The sequence below is a fragment of the Paracoccus mutanolyticus genome (assembly GCF_003285265.1).
Taxonomy (GTDB): Bacteria; Pseudomonadota; Alphaproteobacteria; order Rhodobacterales; family Rhodobacteraceae; genus Paracoccus; species Paracoccus yeei.
Genome location: NZ_CP030239.1, coordinates 2,831,711 through 2,848,487, shown reverse-complemented (window position 1 = coordinate 2,848,487; position 16,777 = coordinate 2,831,711). Strand labels below are relative to the sequence as shown.

The following is a 16,777-nucleotide window of genomic DNA, read 5'->3' as shown; positions in this document are numbered from 1 at the left end:
GACAGCGTTGGGCCATTTGACGGGCATGTTCCGCATAGGCGCGTTGACACTTCTGGCAGCCGCTCCACGGCTGCGATCCGCTGGGCCGCGACGCATGGCAGCGGCCACTCGCGCCGCTCTGTTGTTTCAACGACAATTCCAGCCGACGGCCCGGTCTTTCGGTGTCGGCTAGCTCTGCCTTCTCGTGTATCTGCCCGGGTTGGCGGGAGGCATCGAGATCGTTCTCTTCAGTTCTGACGGCGACATAGCGAAAGATGCTGGTCCCGGCCTCAAGGTCGCTGGCCGGTGGCTATTACGACGAGATCGTCCTCAGCCCGAGGCGGAGCGCAGCGCGGTGTCGCGCTGCGGGTCGCGAACAAGGGCATGGAGACTGGCCGCCGCTTTCCGATGGACATGGACGAACTGGGGCCGATCCTCGACCGTTTCGGGATCTCGGTCTGCGGCGGCTGGTTCTCGGGTCTGCTGCTGGACGGCGATCTTGAGGCGGAAAAGGACCGCATCGCGCAGCAGATGGCGTTCTTCATCGCCGCTGGTGCGCCCTGCATCGTCTATGGCGAGACCATCGGATGCAAAGTGATCGAACTCTGATAGTTCATGGTTGCTCATGCCCATCATGGCCTTAGCCCACTTGAATTGTTCTGGCGTCATCACGATTGCTTTGTGCTGATAGCACATATTATGGGTTGACATCATATGCTGCTGACCCTAATTATATGCTATCAGCATATGGCAGGCTATTCCAGAATACCTCCACAACTGGGCTGTGGCGCCCCGGCTGACGAATTTTGTACAGGTGACGAAATCCCGGAGGATCGCCCGGCTTGATAAACAACAGGCCACCATCTTCAAGGTCGCCGAATAAGGCCTCGTCGGTTACCACGTAACCGTGGTGCAAGATCTCAAAGGAAAGCTAAGAGCGCTTCAAAATCAGCGCAAATACCTAGAGTTGAGATAGGAGTGAGATAAGGATTTTGCTTATTATAGCTTTGCTCTTTTGATACTGTAGTAGTAGTAGTTTCAGCACTGATAACTGTCTAGCGTCCATTGCTTTTGCTCTGCTTGAGATTGTCGATTTTGTATGGCTCTTGAATGGTGCTTGAGTTTATACCTGTAACCCTGCAATTTCCGGTCGCCGATGAAGCCCCATTCCCGCGCCCCTGAACAGGATGACCTGCTCCGCCCGAGACTGGTCGACATGATCGACGCCCGCCATGAGTTGGTGAAGCTTGCGGCACTGATCGACTGGGATTTCTTTGAACGGGAGTGGGCGAGCTTCTTTCCGTCTCGCCAGGGACGGCCAGCGACATCTCCACGCCTGGTGGCGGGGCTCATGTATCTCCAGCACGCCTTCAAGCTCTCTGACGAGGCAGTCGTCGCCCGGTGGGTCGAGAACCCGTATTACCAGCACTTCACCGGCGAGACGTTCTTCCAGCACCGTCCCCCGATCGATCCCTCGTCGCTGGTGCGCTGGCGCAAGCGGATCGGGGAGGAAGGAGTGGAGTGGCTGCTGACCAAGACGATCGAGGCAGGCCGAGCTTCTGGCGCGGTCACCGACAAGAGCCTGAAGCGGGTGGCTGTGGATACGACCGTGATGGAAAAGACCATCGCCCATCCCACGGATGCGCGGCTTTACGAGCGCGCCCGCGCGCTGTTGGTCGGCTTGGCGAAGGAAGCGGGGGTCGATCTGCGCCAGAACTACGCGCGCCTTGCCCCGCGGCTGGCCGCCCAGGTGGGGCGGTATGCCCATGCCCGGCAGTTCAAGCGCATGCGCAAGGCCCTGCGCCAACTCAAGGGCTATGTTGGCCGCGTGCGCCGGGACCTGCGCCGCCACCTGCAGGACATCCCCGAAGGCGCGCTGCGCGGACGGGTGCTGGAGGCGCTCTGGCTGGTCGGTCGCCTGCTCGAACAGACACCGAAGAGCAAGAACAAGATCTACGCCCTGCACGAGCCCGAGGTCGACTGCATCTCCAAGGGCAAGGCGCGCATCCGCTATGAGTTCGGCACCAAGGTCAGCCTTGCTACTACCCTCGACGGAGGCTTTGTCGTCGGCGCCCGCAGCTTCCCTGACAACCCCTACGACGGCCATACATTGGCGCCTGCACTGGAGCAGGTTGCCATCCTGACCGAGCAGGTGCCGGATCTCGCCGTCGTCGATCGCGGCTATCGCGGCCATGGCGTGGAGACCACCAAGGTCCTGATCAGCGGCACAAGACGCGGCATCACCCCGCTCCTGGCAAAGCTCCTCAGGCGACGAAGTGCCATCGAGCCTGAGATCGGGCACATGAAGAGCGATGGTCGCCTGGCCAGATGCCCGCTGAAAGGCCGCATCGGCGACGCGGTCTTCGCCGTCCTCTGCGCCTGCGGGCACAATATCCGCAAGATCCTCGCCCATCTCAGGGCTCTTTGGACTCTATTGCTTCACCTGACATCGGCCTCAAAGAGGGCATCGAGACAGCGACCGAGCACATCATCATTGAGGTCATCAGCACAGATCCCGGGGCCAATCAGGCGCTCAAGGCCATCGGGGCTCTCGCTGGATCTCTCCTGATGCTGACTGGATCTGCAATAGCGTCTGGAGCAGTCAGTTCCATCCCTCAAAGGCAGCCGCCCGATGAGCTGTCATTCGACTCTGCTCTGGTTTCGGCTCGAACAATACCGCTCGGTGCCCTGCGTCAGCACGGATGCGCGTTCGGACGGCGGCGTCTGAAGAGAGCGCATCTCAAGCTGAACGCCGGCGAACTCCACACATGCCGTCGCAATCGCCGTGACACTGACTGATCTGATGCAGATGGAAAGCATGATCCGCACCGTCCAGCCGCAGTATTCGCAGACGTAGATAGCCTGCCACTTCGATTAAATCCTCACTGAGTGTGTCTGATGTATACCAATTACCATCACACCTAACGTATGTTAGACATCTATAGCTGAGCCAAGCAATTTCACATCACCACCGACGCTGATGGTTGCAACAGCATCATCACGCACGATACGGTGGAAGGTGTCCGCCCTAGAACTGACTGCTGGCGACCAGTGATCCTTGACGAGTTTGACTTGGAAGACGCGAAGAGCCGCAAGCAACGATTGAAGAGCACTGGATGAATGAGATCTTCAAGATTGCTTGAATCGCTATCGCTTGTCAGCAAGGGCGAATCCTCATGCGACGCGGCATCACCCTGGACAAGGCAACTTTCTTCGCACGGCAGCTGGCAGGCGGGCAGGACTCACGGTACGGAAAAACCCCTGGGCCGGAGTGGCCAATGCCACGGTTGAGGACACGCAGGATCGGCACTGGATGCCGCCGCTCGTGCTCAGCAATCTGGATGGGGCAATGCCTCGTCTCCAGACGCGGCCGATGTCCTGAGGCGGTCGGTGTTGAACTGCTACGCGCTCCGAGTAAATTGGGCGCTTATTGCGCGAGATCGAGCAGTCGGTCGCCGCAGGCAAGGCGATCCTTTGCGAAAAGCCCATCGATCTGTCGCTGGACCGGGTGAATGCCTGCGCAACGAAAATTGCCCGAGAGCGCGCGCCCCGGCATCGAGCAGAGGCGTTTCGTAACCCTTGGGCAGGCGGCCGATCATTTCGTGAACCCCGGCCTGGCGGGCTGCGGCCACCACGTCCTCGATAGGCGCATCGCGGAACCGCGCGATGTTTTCGCGAACCGTTCCGTCGCGCTGCCGAGAAACGATTGCAGGGCGCTCGGATGCGACGTGTCGATGGCTTCCTCAACCACCAGCATGTGCCAGTCCTGCGCGGTCTGAATGGCGATCTCGGCGCCAGCGCGATGCGATCAGTTCACCGGGTCGGACGGGGTTGGTGGGGCATTGCAGCGTCTGCCAAGTGGCATGAACAAGGGAGACGGAACGGGGTCGTAGAACCCCATGATCGTCTGGCCGACGGGATCTGGATCTGGCGGTCGCCAATGCCGCAGGCGCCGCCTTTGGCGGAACGGTGAGATATGCACAGCCTCTAGCCGTCTGATAGAGCATACCGCCGTTCCCTGCCGTCGAGAAATCATGCGTGCGTTCGCGTTCCAGCATTTCGGCCACGCGCTTGCGGAAGGGACGCAGCTTGGCCATCGCGGTCAGCGCCAGGCAGCTTGGGCGAACGCTCGCTACATCGCCAAGGGCCGAGCCGAGGGGGCCCGCGCCACGGTGCGCGGCCAGCGCCTGAACCGCGAGACGCCGGGCTTCTATCTTTCCCCGACGCTTTTCACCGAGACGCGCAACGACATGCGCATCAACCGCGAGGAGGTCTTTGGCCCGGTGGCCTCGGTGATCCGTGTCGCGGATTATGACGAGGCCCTGGCGGTTGCCAACGACACGCCAGTTTGGCCTGTCTGCCGGGATCGTGACCCGGACCCTGTCGCGCGCATGGTATTTCCGGCCAGACTGCGGGCAGGTTGCGGCATGATCAACTCGCACGGCTGGAACCGACTATCATGCCCGCTCTTCGGCGGCCGCGGCGCGTCCAGCTATGGCCCCCGCGAACAGGGCCGCTATGCGGCGGAATTCTACACCATCGTCAAGACGTCCTACATGCACCGGTCGCTTTGACGCCGCAGCGCGGGCTGCAACGCGCGGGGCAGGTGGATGATGAACTTCATGCTGCAAGCCGACCGGCGCGGCCTGAAAATCGATTCGATTGGCGTTCACAGTTATTCCGCGCCGGACGCCGGGCAGGTGATCGAACGGCTGGAAGAAACCTATCGGCTTTACGAGCGCCCGATCTGGGTGACAGAGATCGCCGTGGCCGATTGGCGCGCCGTGATACAGACCACCACCCCCAACGGCTCGAACGGCTCGTGCATAGGTAAAGACATCGGGCTTGTCGGAAGGCAGCACGCCGCCTTCCACCTTGTCGGCCAGCCCGCCGAAATAGTGGTAATATTCCGGCAGGTAGCGAACCTGGCCGGACATTTCCGCATGAAGCTTGCCGTTGTCGCGGGTCTCGATCCGGATCGGCCTGGGTGGCGGCCAGGCGTCGTCACCCTGTCGGCAAGCCCTTATTCCCGGATCGCAACCATCGCCTTGCCAACCGCCTGCGCTTGGCATCCGGCCTTCTAAACAAGTGTGACCGCTGCTGGGCAGCGCTTGGCGTCTCTGGCGGGTTTTTGGGCCTGTCGGTCTATCCCCACCGTCTGAGAACGGCAGGCCTGTACCCTGCGGTTGGTTTCCTCGTAGAACGAGGCATCCACCGCGAAGACCAGCGGTGCGATCGAGACGGTCAGGACGACGATCATCAGGATGATCCACAGGATGCGTTCGGGCCCGAACCAGCGCTGCATCCTGGCGGCGCGGCGATGTTCCTTCTGTTCCGACAGGCGCAGGCTGGCCCGCCGCGCTTTGGAAACTGCGGTCCGGCCTGACACTGCCGGGCTTGATAAACAGATCCTGAGGGCGTCTGGGCTGCCGATTGGTCCTGGGCCTCGACATCAGCTCCGGCCCCGCACAGGGTAGCGGGATCCGGCCTACCGCGCAAGGGCCTGCAGCGCGTACTGATCATAGGCGTTCGCGGAGGTTCGTTATGCGCGAGCATTGCTGGCTTTGCGCAGGGGCAGGCCGTGCCTGTCGGGCTACAGGCTGCTCTTTGCGCTTTCGGGAGGGTTCATGCCTTCTTTTTCTGCCTTTATGCCCTGCAGCCGTCCATCCCGCACCTGACACGCTCGGCGCTGCATCGGTGCCTTCAGCGTCACGGCATCTCTCGACTGCCCGACGTGGATGGCGACATATCGCAACGGTCTAAGTCCTCAGCGTTCCTACCGGGTGGCCGAACCGATCATGGGGGGCTTGCCTGTCCCGATTCAAGACCGTCAACTGGGCATCGGTGATCATGTGTACACTGCTGGCGGGCGGCGGTGTTTTCTGGGCTGCAGGCGAGCCGATTGCGCACTTCCTGGCAACACCGCCGGTTTTCGGCGATGCGCCCGCGGACTGCTGGCCCGTGCCAACATGGCCTTGGCCCAAAGCTTTCTCGCATTGGGGACTTTCTTGCCTGGGCAATCCTTGGCTCGCTGACCAGCGTCATGCTGATGCATTCCTATGACTAGGGCTTGCCGCTGGCCCCGCGTACACTGCTCTACCCGGTCTTCGGCGAGCGCGCGATCCATGGGCCGATCGGATTGATCGCGGACGGGACCTGCCTGATCGCCGTGGTCGCCGGAACCGTGGGCCGTCGGGATCCTGGGTCTTCAGATGCCATGGCCTTAGCGCGCTGACCGGTCTTCCCGATACGTTTGCAACGCAGGCGGTCGTGATCATGGCCCTTGTGACGCTTTACACACTTGGCGATTTCGGTGCCTGTGCCAATGTCATCAGTCCTTTCTCAGCTTCGACGATACCGCTCGCCCTGGCGCTGCTGGTGTTTCTTCTGGTCTTGGGCCGACCTGGGACATGCTCGGCGGCTTTCTCGGTGGCATGGGAGTTTACGCCAAGATCCTGCCGCTGTCCAATCCGTTCGGGCGCAGCGACGACAACTTTCGCCATGGCTGGACCGCCTTCTACTGGGCCTGGTGGATCAGCTGGTCGCCCTTTGTCGGCATGTTCATCGCCCGGGTCTCGCGCGGGCGGACCGTGCGGCAGTTCCTGACCGCGGTGCTGATCGTGCCCTCGCTGATCTCGGTCCTGTGGATGACGGCTTTTGGTGGCACCGCGATTTCCGAGACGCCTCCCGTTATATGCGGTTCGTGAAAGGGCTTCAGCTGGCCGCGGGGACCATTTCTTCGCGAGTTGGTCAAAGCGTTCGACGATCCTGTCGATCCTGGCATCTTCGGGATCGAAGGTTGCACCTGACCAGCCGACCATGTCGTCGTGCTGCTCGATGTCGGAAGGCGAGCCCTCGGATGGCGCTCGCTTCTGGGGAAGCGCGATGGGGATCATGGCCTGCGCTCATGTCGACAGCTCCGGAGGGACGGTGCTGAACTCATCGCGTCAGCGTTCCTGTGGTCATCCCGCAGCAGCCTGGGCAGCCGGGCTAGGTTGCTGGCGGCCAAAAAGCCGCTCGCGAACCAGAAGCGCCGGCTCGGACCGGACGATCTTGGCGAAGCGTTCCGACCGGACGGAAATGAACGTCACGATGAACTGCATCGCGATCAGAAGCGCCAGCGCGGTTGCCCCCTCCGCAAGCGCGATGGATTCCTGCAAGAGAATCGCCCGCTCATGCCCGCGTTGTCGTTCCTGCGCCGGATCGACGCCTATGCAGACAAGCTGCGCTTCGACCGCCCGCAATGGCCGCTGATGCTGGCATTGGTCGTGCGGTGCATCGCGCGATGCTGCCCGGTCCGCACCTATAGCCTTGCTCGCGTTCTCCCATGATTTGCCCGATGCAGCTTTTGATCGGGTGCTTCTAGTGTTTGTGAGGTTACTTTCCCGTATTTATGCGATCCCGCCCTCGGAACCTGCATGCGCTTGGGAGAAAACGTTCCTTTGCAGGAAGCGGGTCGGATTTCACCTCGCGAACTAACACTTAGCCGAGCCAACCGTTCGGTCAGGCTGTTTGCGCATGTGGTGCGCAACGGCAGCCCGCCAGGGACCGCATCTTAACTTCTTGGAAATGGATGCGGTGAAATCGTCGAGGAGGCCGCGCCGGAGGAATTCTTCACCGCGCCGAGAAGCGATCGCACGCGGAAATTCTTGTCCCAGGTTTTGGGACACTGAAGCGACGCGTTCATGCGAGTCCGCAGCTTTTGCGAGACATGGCCAGCCTGCATGACCCTAAAGCGGGCAGGCCTGAACCAGCGGGCGCCGGGGTGCGTCGCAAGCCAAGGTGCCTCGGTCCAATGGCGCCGTTCTTGTGCGTCACCGTGTTCCCAAAATTGATGGAGGCCGGGAAGAGGCCTTGGCGTGAGTTCGGGAGTATGCCTAGTCGGTGCCGGGCTGGTTAGGATTTCTTGACCATTTTATGCCTTTGGCAGGAACGTTAGCCCGAGGCGATGCTCACCCCCTCCAAACCATCATGCGGGCCGAGTTAGGCGCCGACGTTGAAAAAGTGGCGGAAAAGCTCGCTGACTGGCCAAGACCCGAGGCCCATCCGTGGAACGCCCTCTGGAAATGGGGGGAAGCGGAGCTGACCTTGGTCAAGGCCAATGCTCCCTATCCATGATGCTCGGGCCCCATGGTCCCGCTGATCGATGCGCTTGGCGACCATGACCGCTGACGAGCGGCAAACTCAGCGCATCGATGGCTCGATGACAATCGCGGCGCTGCGGACGCGTTCTGGGCGACATTTCCAGGGGCGTTGGATATCGACTTTTTCAGCTCGGCATCCACGGCCCGGTTCTGGTATGTGTCCGAGCGAAGAGTTGGAACCGCGCCTGCGGCGATCAGTCGTGTCGAGGCTGTCGGTGCCCGAGCAGCCACTTTGAATCGCACGTCCTGGTCAGGAAGTTGCCGCGGTGGAAAGGCTTGCGGGGGATGGATCGCGACCTAATTTGTCGGTCCAGATGTCGAACCGTATTCGCCGCAGGCCGTTTTATGCCTTCGGCGCGTGCAGATCGCCATGCACGACGCTTTCTCAGGGTCCGGGATGATGTTGATTCGGGGTCCGATGATGCTGTCGGAATAGCGCATTCATCATGCAGATGCACAGCCATGGACTTCTATGGATCCGCCTGCCGCTGATCACGTGTCTCGCAGTGGGTGCGCATCAGCTCTGTTTAAGGCAGCCCACCCGGACCGCCCCCGCAACCAACCATGCCAGCCGTCAGGCAGGCCATCCTCGACGCACTGGCGAAACCGCCACCGATACGTTGCCCTCATTGTGAAAAGCTTATCGCAGAACGCCATAATGATAATCCGCCAAAGTAGTGCTTCTGTAATGGGCCTTCGTCCGTTAAGTCCCTTCGAGTGATCATCTCGCCGCCGGGATCATGCTTCTGTCCGTGGTCGACACGAGGGTCGCCACACTATGCCATCAGCGGCCATCCACGTCCATGTTGTCCCACCGACTAATGGACGGCAACGATCATCGGCCGGGGTGGGTGGGACGCGTCGGTGTTCTTTGGAGTTCGCGGTATAGACTTGTGACGGCACTGATCAGCGGCGTTCACGCTATCGCAGCGGTGCAATACCTGCCGGGCAGGTGTTTTCTGTTGCGGTGGTTTCGTATTATCAGGTGCAGTGGAATCAGGCATCCGGACTTGTCGTTCGGCTGGAATGGAATTGCACATGCCGAAGACAAAAATAGACAATGCTAATGATCTCTATCATTTATCAAACACTCTATCATCTCATGTTACATAAGGCTGCAGCTCAGGATTTCTCCGTCGGGGAGAGGTATCCGTCTGATTTACCAGTCACATCTACTCCTGTGAGATGCTGGCCCTGTCGCTGTCGCGCTCGTGGAACTGAATGCCTTGGCGATGCGCACGGACTGTCCTGCTCTGACGCCACGCGCGGGGTCTGCCGTGCGCCACGACCAACGATCCATGGTTCGGCGTAAGGGGGATTTGGCCCTGACCCGCATAGGTTCTGGTTCGTCCGCATGCGTGAATCCGTCATCGTCGGTGAGGAATCGCTTTCCTTGCCGGACTGGTGCCCTTTTCCGGCCTTTCCTATTCATGGTGCAGGGGCATCAGTTTCCGTGCAAGTTCTGGAACATGTCCTGGCAGTATCGCTACGGTGATGGCGGGCATCGGCGGCTTCAAGACTGACATTGCTTCGGTCCAGGTCGGTTGGCCTATGGCAGATTTCGCGGGAATGAACCGGTTTGGCACATGGGTGGATCGGGCCATCGCCTCTGCCCGCGCGACCGGCGGTGTACCCCTCGCTCGCACAGGAATGCGGGTCGAGATGATCGTGGTGCACGGAGACCGCGAAACGATGTCGAAGCGATTTGTCTGCATCATGCTGCCTTTCCGTCGTGCTGATCAGTTGGGGTAGATGCGCTCCTCGCTCGCTCTCATCAGCGCATGGTGGCGTGCATGTGACGTCAGTCTGTCAGCGATAGGCGCGGTCTCGACCATCGGCGAAATCTTGTTCGTGACCTTTAGCTGGCCGTCTAAGGCGTCATCCTCGCGAAGGAGAGCTTTCGGCTTGCAACCTCTTGGGCGCAGGATGATCACTGCGCCCAAATATTTTCCTCACTGATAGCAGGCTCCTGTTCAGCAACTGGACAGTGTTGCTCTCTCGCCTCCTAGTCAGCGGTACGGCCCTCAGTCCGATCTTCTCGCCGACGTCGAGCATCCGGCCTGCGAGGTCTGATGCCCCTGCGGCGTTGGCGATCGCAGAGCCCTGCGCTGCGACCGCCCGCCCAGCCGCGCAGGACCACCGGGATGCCCGCACCCCGGGTTCGTCATGTCGGGTGTTCTACAACTATTACACCCGCAACGATGCCAACGAGTACAAGAGCGGCGACCGCTCAGCGCCGATTTCGCGGTCGCAGCGCGCGCGCGCTGGATCCCATGCCGCATAGGCCCCGACCAGCGCCGCAGCCGAGTTCATCAGGTTATAGACCGCCGTGGTGGCGGCCGTCTGCCGGGCCGTGCCGCGCCGTTCATGTGAGGTCATGGATGGTGACGCCAGGAACACACCGCCACCTGTTCCGGTCGTACCGCCGAACAGATCGACGGCCCCGGTCGCAAAGCCCATCGCCACCGTGGACAGCACCGTCACCGACAGCACCGTGAAGGCCAGGTCGCGTTCGGACCGTTCATGGCGCGGCAGCACCGCCCCGAGCGCCAGCGGCCGGGCCCCGCAGTCGCCGCCGAGCCGGGGTCGCAGTGCATAGCGACAGCCCTGTTTCAACGCGCGGCGATCAGGCCGAATCAGGATGGTCAGCACCACGCCCGCGACCACCTGGGGCCGAGCAGGGCCGCCAAGGACGCCAGCATGCCCCGGCGATGCGCGCCGTAGAAGCGCCACCCCCAGCGCAGCACCGTGCGCGCCGTCAGCGCAACGCCCGGCGCGGTCCGGGTGCCGTCCTCGGCCAGGTAGTTCATGGCCGCCCAGCAGCAGCGCCAAGAGCATGCCGGCGCACCGGCCTGACAGAAATTGCGCCAGATCGTCGGACAGAATCTGCATGTAACGCGCCAGGACGACCAGATCGGCCTTTGTTTCCGTGACGATCCGCTTTATCTCGGCCTCTTGCTGCGGCTTGGTTTCGCGGTTGAACGTCCTTGCTCATCTGCGACAGCGCTGGTTCAAGGCCATCCCGTGACCGGGCCGCGTGATGCCGGCGCCGCGCCGGGCACCGTCAGGCCAGCAGCCCGCGCGCGATGATGCTGCGCTGGATTTCCGAACTGCCTTCGTAGATGCGAAAGATCCGCAGGTCGCGCCACAGGATCAGCGTCAGCGCGAAATACCCGAAGCCGATCGCGTCCGTCCCAGCTCCATGCGGTCAGCGCGGCCAAGGCGGCCAGCTCCTCCATCACGTCCATCGCCGTACCGGAGGAGACGCCTTGCGCCGCCTCGCCCGAAATCTGCATGGCGCGGGTGCCGCCATAGCGCGCCAGGCTTTGCGCCTGCTGGTCCCAGCTTTGGGCGGTGAAGGCGGTGAAGGGCACCATGTCGCCCGGTGCCATAGAGCACCAGCCGCCCAATCGGGGCCGGGGCCAAGGCGGCGATCCTGCGCGATCATGCCGCCGATGGAAGGCCGACCAGAGCAAGCGACCAGGACCTTGTCATGGATCCAGACCGGCGCCTATCCGAACGACAGGACGGGCGCGCCGAAACGGGAAAGGTCGGGCGTCACGCCCAGGCCCGGGCCGGAGGGAATCCGGATCCGCCCGCCTTCGACACGCGGGCCGCGTTCCGCATCATAATGGTGCGCGATCAGATAGCCGTGGACAAGGACAAGCGCAGGGGCGGCCTTACCCATGGATCAACGTCCGCCCACGGCTTCGTGGACCCGTTCCGCGACGGACGTGCATGTCGCGACCGGATGTCGGCGGTGCGGGCTGCTCCTCCATCCCCTCAAGGCGCGAGATGCGGGCCGTGGCCTCGCAAGCGGCAGGACGGCCTCGGCACGGGCCCGCTGCCAGGTGCAAGCTTCATGTACGTCGACCTGGAAGAACGCGCCGCGTGGTAGCCGGTGCAGCTTGTCCGGGTCGAAGAACCGGCCCGAGGCCTTGTCATGGGTCAGGGCGTCGTCTTCCCAAGAATCCCATGCAGGCGCCGCCCCAGCCACCAGTCCAGATCGCGTGCCAGCACGTGCAGCTGCTCGGGCGCGTGGTCGGCGGGCCGTAGTCCTCGCGGCTGTTGACAGGACCTTCGGCATGTCGCGCAAGCGGCCTCGGCATTGCGGCGGTTCATCCGGGCGGGGGCGATCAGCGCGGGGTGGCGGGTCAGCGCCGCGGGCAAGGGCCCCGGCAGCGCGATCATGCCAGGCCGGCGAGCAGTAGGCCAGCTCGGCCCGCCCAGCAGATCCGCAGGCCACGATCCGCATCTGCGCTGTCGTCGGCGGTGGTGTCGGTCGGGCCGGTATAGATGATCTCGACGTCGCCGAAGTTTCCGCTTGGCCTCGGCGCCAGCTGGTTGCCCGGGCCGATAAGGATGTCGGCCTTGGACAGCGCGATCGCGATGCGCGGTCGCGGCGACGCCCTGCCCCCGCCCATGGCCAGGATCGTCGCGGCCGTCAGCAGCAGTCCCTTGCGGGTCATCCTTGATGCCCCTGCCCTTCTGCGGAGGTGCGCATGCGCCATGTGTGGCAGGCCGCGACCTTCCGTGTCCGTCGTTCGGCCTCGAAGGTCATCACCGCCAACGCTGCCAAGCGCCGGCGCATTGCAGGGGATCGCCCCCGGCCGCGACGCCAGCTCTGCGGTTCTTCCAACATCGCCGATCGCGCTTTCGGGCCTCGGCGAAGGTGCGGATGGTCTCATAGGCGTAGCGGAATCGTCCTTGAGGTGCGGAGCTGACCTCGATCCGCGCCGCAGCGCCGTCGCGGGTCAGGATCAGGTGGCCTATCCAGCCGTCCAGTCGCAGGGAACGACCAGCCGCCGCCAGATCTCCGGCTCGATCTCGGCCAGGGAGACGTAGCCGACCGACAGTTCGATATGGCGGCACCCCTGCCCACCCCGCGCGGCAGTCTTCGAGGGGTCCGCATCTTCGGTGATTCAGGTCGGAAGTTCGGTGGCAGGCGGTCAGGCGGTCAGATCTTGCCCTTCCAGGGGATCAGCGCGCGTTCGATGCGTCCGCATCAGCAGGTCGAAGGCATAGGCGATAGCCGCGTCACGATGTCCCCATGATGACCGTCGAGGCGCAGGTATTCGAGGCGCTCAGCGCCATGTAGCCGATGCCCTGGTGGCCGCGACCATCTCGGCGGCGACCAGCGTCGTCCAGCCAAAGCCGATGGTCTGATCATCCGTGGAAACACGGGCATAGCCGAGGATCATATCGCTCAGACTACCAAAACCCTTCCAGAACTCAAAAGGTTTTGAGCTGGGTTTTTGGAAGGCCTAGGGCCTTCCGGCCCGCGCCGCGATCGCCATGGGCGCGAAAAGCCGCCAGGCGATCAGCGCCACCTTGGGCGCCTCGCCGATACCGAACCAGATGATCAACAGCGGGATCAGCGCCACGTTGGGCACCGTGCGCAGCATCTGCATCGGCGCATCGACCAGATCCTCGCCCAGCCGGGTCAGGCCCGCGATTACCGCCAGCGCCACGCCGATGCGCGGCCGTGGAGGTTTGCCAGAACACGGCTGCGATGTTGTTCCTCATAGGCTGCCGCGCCCGGGTCGCGGTAGGTCATGCCAAAGCGCACGGCATTATAGAACAGAACGGCGATCTCCGTGCCGTGGCTTCCGTGCCGTGGCGGTCACCGCCATCCGGAACGACAGGCGTCTATAAAACGCGCCCAAAGCAGTATTGCTGCGCCCGATCGTCGTGGCGGCCCGGCGCCGAGCGCCACCTCTCGCGCGATGATAGCGCGATGATAGCGCTCGTCATTGGAACGTCTTCAGTAGGGCAGAGCCCCACATCGCCGCAATAGCAAGTGGCGCACTGGCTGTCAGCGAAGCGAAGATGATGCGCTTCGTAAGTGTTGGCCTCGTCCGTTGATCAAGTCGCGGCTGAATTGATCTGCACGGGCGTTTCCCCCGCCAGAAAGCGTTTGTTGAAGTCCAGGTCATAGGTGTGGGTGATGCGGCCGGGGCGCGGCGACATGACGATCAGCCGCGAGCCCAGGAACAGCGCCTCCTCGACGCTGTGGGTGATGAAGAAATACATCTTGTCGGTCTGCTGCCAGATCTTGAGCAGCAGTTCCTGCACGGTTTCGCGGGTCAGAGCGTCCAGGGCCGCCATGCGGTTCGTCCGTCAGTAGGATTTTGGGATCGCAGGTCTAGTGCGCGAGCGATCCCATCGGCGCATGACCACCTGACAGGTGATAGATCATGTGCTTGGTGGAAATCCTGCAGGCCCAGCAGCGCCATGTCCCGGTCAGCGACGGCATCGGCCGCTGGCCTGCCCTGCAGCTTCAGGCCGAATTCGACATTGTCGATCACGTTCAGCCAGGGCAGCAGCGCGTGTTTCTGAAACACGACCGACGTTCGGCGCCCGGCCCGTCACCGTCGCTGGCCGTCCAGCGTGATCTGCCCCTGAAGGGCGCCATGAAGCCCTGCCATCAGGTTTCAGCAGCGTCGACTTGCCCATGCCGTCGCCCCCAGGGCGCCACGATCGGGCTTGTCCACGTCCAGGTAGATGTCGTGCAGAGCGACGACCGCCGCGGCCAGCCTGCGCCGGATAGATGAGCGAGGCGTTGGCGATGTCCAGGGTCTGCGACTCCGTCCTTTCCCTGCGCGCCGGCCCCGCCGGGCGCGGGTGAGTTGATAAGGTTACTGCGCGCCAAGCGGAAGTCGGCCGTCACATAGGGCGTAAGTCGTCGCTGGCGCTGTCGATCCGGCCCGCCGACTTCAGGAACTGCGCGGTCGATTTCAGCGCCTCGGCGATGCCGCCGCCCAGCCATTCGGCCTTGGCCTGCTCAGTGGCGGGCAGGAAGGAATTGCTCTCGAGGTCACCGGCACCTGCGCGGGATAGGCGCCGGTATAGCTTCCGCCCGTCTGAACCTCGGCAATATCCATGTGGAAGAAGCCGATGGGATAGCGCTTGGTTCCGTCAAGCTGTTCACGCACCTGGCGCGCGGTGAATAGTCCTCGTCCCAAAAGGACGAACCGACCGTGCCGTAAAGGCGCAGTTCGCTCATGGTTGCCTCACTGATTGGGCGCGGCAACCCGCGCGTTCTGCAGGATTTCCTCTGCTTCGGTTCGGACACCGGCGTCTGGGCCGATTTCGCGCCGGGATCGCTGTCGGCGGCATGGACATGATGGTCACGTCAGTGCTGCACGCAGGGTCGCTGCCGCCATCAGCGCTGTGCCGTTGTCCGGCCGGTACCGGGGTTCCATTCCGTCGCGCTGCGATAGATCCCGAGCCGTTCCGCACGATCAGGCTTTCGATGGTGCCGATCACTTGATCCGCAGAACATCTGCAGATCTACCCCTGCGTAGCAGCGATCGCCGATGGCGACCGGCCCGGTTCGGCCAGCTTGAAGGCGTCCTTGTCCATGGCGGCGATCATGTGGGGAGACGGAAAGACCTCCAGAAATGCCAGGAACCAGTCGCCGCGAGAGCTGCGATGGAACCGGTCCGCCTCCGGAAAGTAGAGTGGCAGGTAATGGGTCGATACGATGCCACGGCTCGGCGTCGCCGGACCAGCAGCCAAGCGGCGGTGGTCGTCAGCGTAAAACCGCATCGCTCCCTCTCACGAATCGTTATGCTTGATAAAACATAACGTAGCGCGTCACCATGGCCATAGCCCGCGCAGTGTCGCACCCCCCGGGGCGTGTCCGCGCCATGCGCAAATTCGCCGATGGCGCCGTCCAGGCATCCAGTGTGTCCAACGTGTCGGCATGTTCCGCCGCCGCATGCGCGATCAGCGAAACTTCCGTGCAGCCAACAGCTTCATGCAGATGCGCAAGGCCGGCGCCGCCGCCCGCGCCATGCTGGTCGCCGCGGCGGCCGAGGAATGGGGTGTCCCCGCCTCCGAGATCACCGTCAAGGCGGGGGTCGTCGCGCATGAGGCCGCCGGCGCCGGTGCCGGCTTCGGTCGCGTCGAAGCTGCCGATCAGCGCGCAGCGCGGGCGAAACATGGCGCTTGCGGCCCTTGGGCTTCCACGCATCCTTGCCGCGCGCCTCCATCTCCTCGTGACGGCGGGCAAGTTCCGCATCGTCCACCACCAGCCGGATGACCGGGGAATGTCGATCAGGATCATGGCATCGCAATCACCGCAACCCCGCCTGTTCCAGACCGCGGGCCATTCGTGCGAGCACCGGTCCGGGATCGGCACCGCGCTGATCCGATGCGGCCGGGGGCGCCGCGGGAACATTGTACCAGCAGCGGTGAACGGGTCGTAGCTGTCGTCCATCTCAGTGGACAGGATATCGGCCGCCGTGATCGTCACGTCGGGCTCTGACCAGGCGCCTCCCAGGATGCCGATCCTGCCCTCCGCCGTCTCATAGATCTGCCCGTCGAGCGAGGCGGGCGGCGCAGGCGGTGATGATCACGTCCGATCAGCGTGCATCCTCCAGCGGAAGGTCAGCGCAGGCGCATGTCGAGAGCCCCGCCAGGATCGCGACGGTGCGGGGCACGCCGCCTGCGGCTCGACATAGCGCCAGCTACGGTGGGCCGAATTCGAAGCCGACGGGCTCTCGGCGCCGAACCATCAGCTCCATCTCCACGGACCAGGACCCTGTGCTGCGGCGAAACGACAAGGTCGGTGGCCGGCAGGCCCCGGCCAGGCGGATGGACGAACTGCCGACGACTCTTCCTGGGCGGGCGGTGTGGCAGCACCAGCT

Annotated in this window: 21 protein-coding genes and 4 pseudogenes; 12 read left to right on the top strand and 13 right to left on the bottom strand. The window is 63.1% G+C overall.

The genetic code is table 11. The features are described from left to right. Positions 1-285: 285 nt before the first annotated feature. Both DPM13_RS15415 and DPM13_RS15410 read left to right on the top strand, forming a co-directional pair. Positions 286-588, top strand: coding sequence for a hypothetical protein (locus DPM13_RS15415; protein ID WP_223252080.1), 303 nt, complete (start codon positions 286-288; stop codon positions 586-588). A 547-nt stretch (positions 589-1,135) separates the two neighbouring features. Beyond that, positions 1,136-2,443, top strand: a pseudogene (locus DPM13_RS15410) (IS5 family transposase); the annotation flags it as partial. Here the strand turns inward: DPM13_RS15410 and DPM13_RS27330 are convergent. Then, on the bottom strand, positions 2,419-2,598 hold the full coding sequence (locus DPM13_RS27330; RefSeq protein WP_397244781.1) for a DUF4277 domain-containing protein: 180 nt from the start codon (positions 2,596-2,598) through the stop codon (positions 2,419-2,421). The pseudogene DPM13_RS15410 and the gene DPM13_RS27330 sit on opposite strands and share 25 nt — an antisense overlap. Before the next feature lie 976 nt (positions 2,599-3,574). Next, positions 3,575-3,736 carry a hypothetical protein gene (locus DPM13_RS21220; RefSeq protein ID WP_189654715.1) on the bottom strand — a complete coding sequence of 54 codons (162 nt, stop codon included), beginning with the start codon at positions 3,734-3,736 and terminating at the stop codon, positions 3,575-3,577. Positions 3,737-3,878: 142 nt separating this feature from the next. Between DPM13_RS21220 and DPM13_RS15395 the strand changes: the two genes are divergently transcribed. Both DPM13_RS15395 and DPM13_RS15390 read left to right on the top strand, forming a co-directional pair. Continuing rightward, on the top strand, positions 3,879-4,553 hold the full coding sequence (locus DPM13_RS15395) for an aldehyde dehydrogenase family protein (protein WP_112888335.1): 675 nt from the start codon (positions 3,879-3,881) through the stop codon (positions 4,551-4,553). 39 nt (positions 4,554-4,592) lie between these two features. Further along, complete coding sequence (locus DPM13_RS15390; RefSeq protein ID WP_189654714.1) at positions 4,593-5,063, top strand: glycosyl hydrolase; 471 nt, start codon at positions 4,593-4,595, stop codon at positions 5,061-5,063. Here DPM13_RS15390 and DPM13_RS15385 read toward each other — a convergent pair. Then, a complete protein-coding gene (locus DPM13_RS15385) occupies positions 5,060-5,368 on the bottom strand; it encodes a hypothetical protein (RefSeq protein WP_145963411.1) in 309 nt (102 codons plus the stop codon). The genes DPM13_RS15390 and DPM13_RS15385 overlap by 4 nt on opposite strands. A 252-nt stretch (positions 5,369-5,620) precedes the next feature. Here DPM13_RS15385 and DPM13_RS15380 point away from each other — a divergent pair. From DPM13_RS15380 to DPM13_RS15350, 7 genes and pseudogenes are all read left to right on the top strand, one after another. Beyond that, a pseudogene (locus DPM13_RS15380) lies at positions 5,621-5,743 on the top strand (IS481 family transposase); the annotation flags it as partial. A gap of 86 nt (positions 5,744-5,829) precedes the next feature. Further along, complete coding sequence (locus DPM13_RS27325) at positions 5,830-6,042, top strand: BCCT family transporter (protein WP_112888332.1); 213 nt, start codon at positions 5,830-5,832, stop codon at positions 6,040-6,042. A gap of 7 nt (positions 6,043-6,049) precedes the next feature. Continuing rightward, positions 6,050-6,214 carry a BCCT family transporter gene (locus DPM13_RS27320; RefSeq protein ID WP_112888331.1) on the top strand — a complete coding sequence of 55 codons (165 nt, stop codon included), beginning with the start codon at positions 6,050-6,052 and terminating at the stop codon, positions 6,212-6,214. A 175-nt stretch (positions 6,215-6,389) separates the two neighbouring features. Next, complete coding sequence (locus DPM13_RS15365) at positions 6,390-6,686, top strand: BCCT family transporter (protein ID WP_397244774.1); 297 nt, start codon at positions 6,390-6,392, stop codon at positions 6,684-6,686. Between the two features lie 288 nt (positions 6,687-6,974). After that, positions 6,975-7,310, top strand: coding sequence for a hypothetical protein (locus tag DPM13_RS21215; protein ID WP_189654713.1), 336 nt, complete (start codon positions 6,975-6,977; stop codon positions 7,308-7,310). 246 nt (positions 7,311-7,556) lie between these two features. Then, positions 7,557-7,652: pseudogene (gene glnQ, locus DPM13_RS23860) on the top strand (glutamine ABC transporter ATP-binding protein GlnQ); the annotation flags it as partial. A 1,965-nt stretch (positions 7,653-9,617) separates the two neighbouring features. After that, positions 9,618-9,875 (top strand): RidA family protein, encoded by a 258-nt coding sequence (locus DPM13_RS15350; protein WP_112888330.1) that lies wholly within the window; start codon positions 9,618-9,620, stop codon positions 9,873-9,875. Positions 9,876-10,310: 435 nt separating this feature from the next. Here the strand turns inward: DPM13_RS15350 and DPM13_RS23855 are convergent, their stop codons facing one another. From DPM13_RS23855 to DPM13_RS23845, 7 genes are all read right to left on the bottom strand, one after another. Then, on the bottom strand, positions 10,311-11,015 hold the full coding sequence (locus DPM13_RS23855; protein WP_317616329.1) for a hypothetical protein: 705 nt from the start codon (positions 11,013-11,015) through the stop codon (positions 10,311-10,313). Between the two features lie 119 nt (positions 11,016-11,134). Further along, positions 11,135-11,515 (bottom strand): efflux RND transporter permease subunit, encoded by a 381-nt coding sequence (locus DPM13_RS27730; RefSeq protein ID WP_112888329.1) that lies wholly within the window; start codon positions 11,513-11,515, stop codon positions 11,135-11,137. A 119-nt stretch (positions 11,516-11,634) separates the two neighbouring features. Continuing rightward, the gene (locus tag DPM13_RS15325) at positions 11,635-11,811 is read right to left on the bottom strand and encodes a hypothetical protein (protein WP_189654712.1); all 177 of its coding nucleotides are present in this window, start codon (positions 11,809-11,811) and stop codon (positions 11,635-11,637) included. Positions 11,812-12,071: 260 nt separating this feature from the next. Further along, complete coding sequence (locus DPM13_RS19975) at positions 12,072-12,314, bottom strand: hypothetical protein (protein WP_145963410.1); 243 nt, start codon at positions 12,312-12,314, stop codon at positions 12,072-12,074. After that, entirely contained in the window at positions 12,311-12,592 is a 282-nt protein-coding gene (locus tag DPM13_RS15315; RefSeq protein WP_112888327.1) for a hypothetical protein, read from the bottom strand. The genes DPM13_RS19975 and DPM13_RS15315 overlap by 4 nt, the downstream gene beginning before the upstream one ends. Before the next feature lie 795 nt (positions 12,593-13,387). Next, complete coding sequence (locus DPM13_RS15310) at positions 13,388-13,594, bottom strand: ABC transporter permease (protein WP_223252079.1); 207 nt, start codon at positions 13,592-13,594, stop codon at positions 13,388-13,390. A gap of 394 nt (positions 13,595-13,988) precedes the next feature. Then, complete coding sequence (locus DPM13_RS23845) at positions 13,989-14,231, bottom strand: ATP-binding cassette domain-containing protein (protein ID WP_223252078.1); 243 nt, start codon at positions 14,229-14,231, stop codon at positions 13,989-13,991. 89 nt (positions 14,232-14,320) lie between these two features. Between DPM13_RS23845 and DPM13_RS23840 the strand changes: the two genes are divergently transcribed. Beyond that, entirely contained in the window at positions 14,321-14,677 is a 357-nt protein-coding gene (locus DPM13_RS23840) for a hypothetical protein (RefSeq protein WP_223252077.1), read from the top strand. A gap of 183 nt (positions 14,678-14,860) precedes the next feature. On the opposite strand, the gene DPM13_RS19965 is transcribed toward DPM13_RS23840, so the two are convergent. The 3 genes and pseudogenes from DPM13_RS19965 to DPM13_RS21205 all read right to left on the bottom strand — a co-directional run bounded on the left by DPM13_RS19965 (position 14,861) and on the right by DPM13_RS21205 (position 16,383). Next, a complete protein-coding gene (locus DPM13_RS19965) occupies positions 14,861-15,058 on the bottom strand; it encodes a hypothetical protein (RefSeq protein ID WP_145963409.1) in 198 nt (65 codons plus the stop codon). Positions 15,059-15,470: 412 nt separating this feature from the next. Beyond that, a pseudogene (locus DPM13_RS15295) lies at positions 15,471-15,621 on the bottom strand (IS110 family transposase); the annotation flags it as partial. Positions 15,622-15,693: 72 nt separating this feature from the next. Continuing rightward, positions 15,694-16,383, bottom strand: coding sequence for a hypothetical protein (locus tag DPM13_RS21205; RefSeq protein ID WP_189654711.1), 690 nt, complete (start codon positions 16,381-16,383; stop codon positions 15,694-15,696). Between the last annotated feature and the right edge of the window lie 394 nt (positions 16,384-16,777).

Excerpts from the sequence above, each read along its gene's own strand:
- DPM13_RS21220 (WP_189654715.1), bottom strand. The coding sequence starts at position 3,736 with ATGCTGGTGGTTGAGGAAGCCATCGACACGTCGCATCCGAGCGCCCTG.
- DPM13_RS15395 (WP_112888335.1), top strand. The coding sequence starts at position 3,879 with ATGATCGTCTGGCCGACGGGATCTGGATCTGGCGGTCGCCAATGCCGC.
- DPM13_RS15390 (WP_189654714.1), top strand. The coding sequence starts at position 4,593 with ATGAACTTCATGCTGCAAGCCGACCGGCGCGGCCTGAAAATCGATTCG.
- DPM13_RS27325 (WP_112888332.1), top strand. The coding sequence starts at position 5,830 with ATGTGTACACTGCTGGCGGGCGGCGGTGTTTTCTGGGCTGCAGGCGAG.
- DPM13_RS15365 (WP_397244774.1), top strand. The coding sequence starts at position 6,390 with ATGCTCGGCGGCTTTCTCGGTGGCATGGGAGTTTACGCCAAGATCCTG.
- DPM13_RS15350 (WP_112888330.1), top strand. The coding sequence starts at position 9,618 with ATGGCGGGCATCGGCGGCTTCAAGACTGACATTGCTTCGGTCCAGGTC.
- DPM13_RS23855 (WP_317616329.1), bottom strand. The coding sequence starts at position 11,015 with ATGCAGATTCTGTCCGACGATCTGGCGCAATTTCTGTCAGGCCGGTGC.
- DPM13_RS27730 (WP_112888329.1), bottom strand. The coding sequence starts at position 11,515 with ATGGCACCGGGCGACATGGTGCCCTTCACCGCCTTCACCGCCCAAAGC.
- DPM13_RS15325 (WP_189654712.1), bottom strand. The coding sequence starts at position 11,811 with ATGGGTAAGGCCGCCCCTGCGCTTGTCCTTGTCCACGGCTATCTGATC.
- DPM13_RS19975 (WP_145963410.1), bottom strand. The coding sequence starts at position 12,314 with ATGATCGCGCTGCCGGGGCCCTTGCCCGCGGCGCTGACCCGCCACCCC.
- DPM13_RS15315 (WP_112888327.1), bottom strand. The coding sequence starts at position 12,592 with ATGACCCGCAAGGGACTGCTGCTGACGGCCGCGACGATCCTGGCCATG.
- DPM13_RS23845 (WP_223252078.1), bottom strand. The coding sequence starts at position 14,231 with ATGGCGGCCCTGGACGCTCTGACCCGCGAAACCGTGCAGGAACTGCTG.
- DPM13_RS23840 (WP_223252077.1), top strand. The coding sequence starts at position 14,321 with ATGTGCTTGGTGGAAATCCTGCAGGCCCAGCAGCGCCATGTCCCGGTC.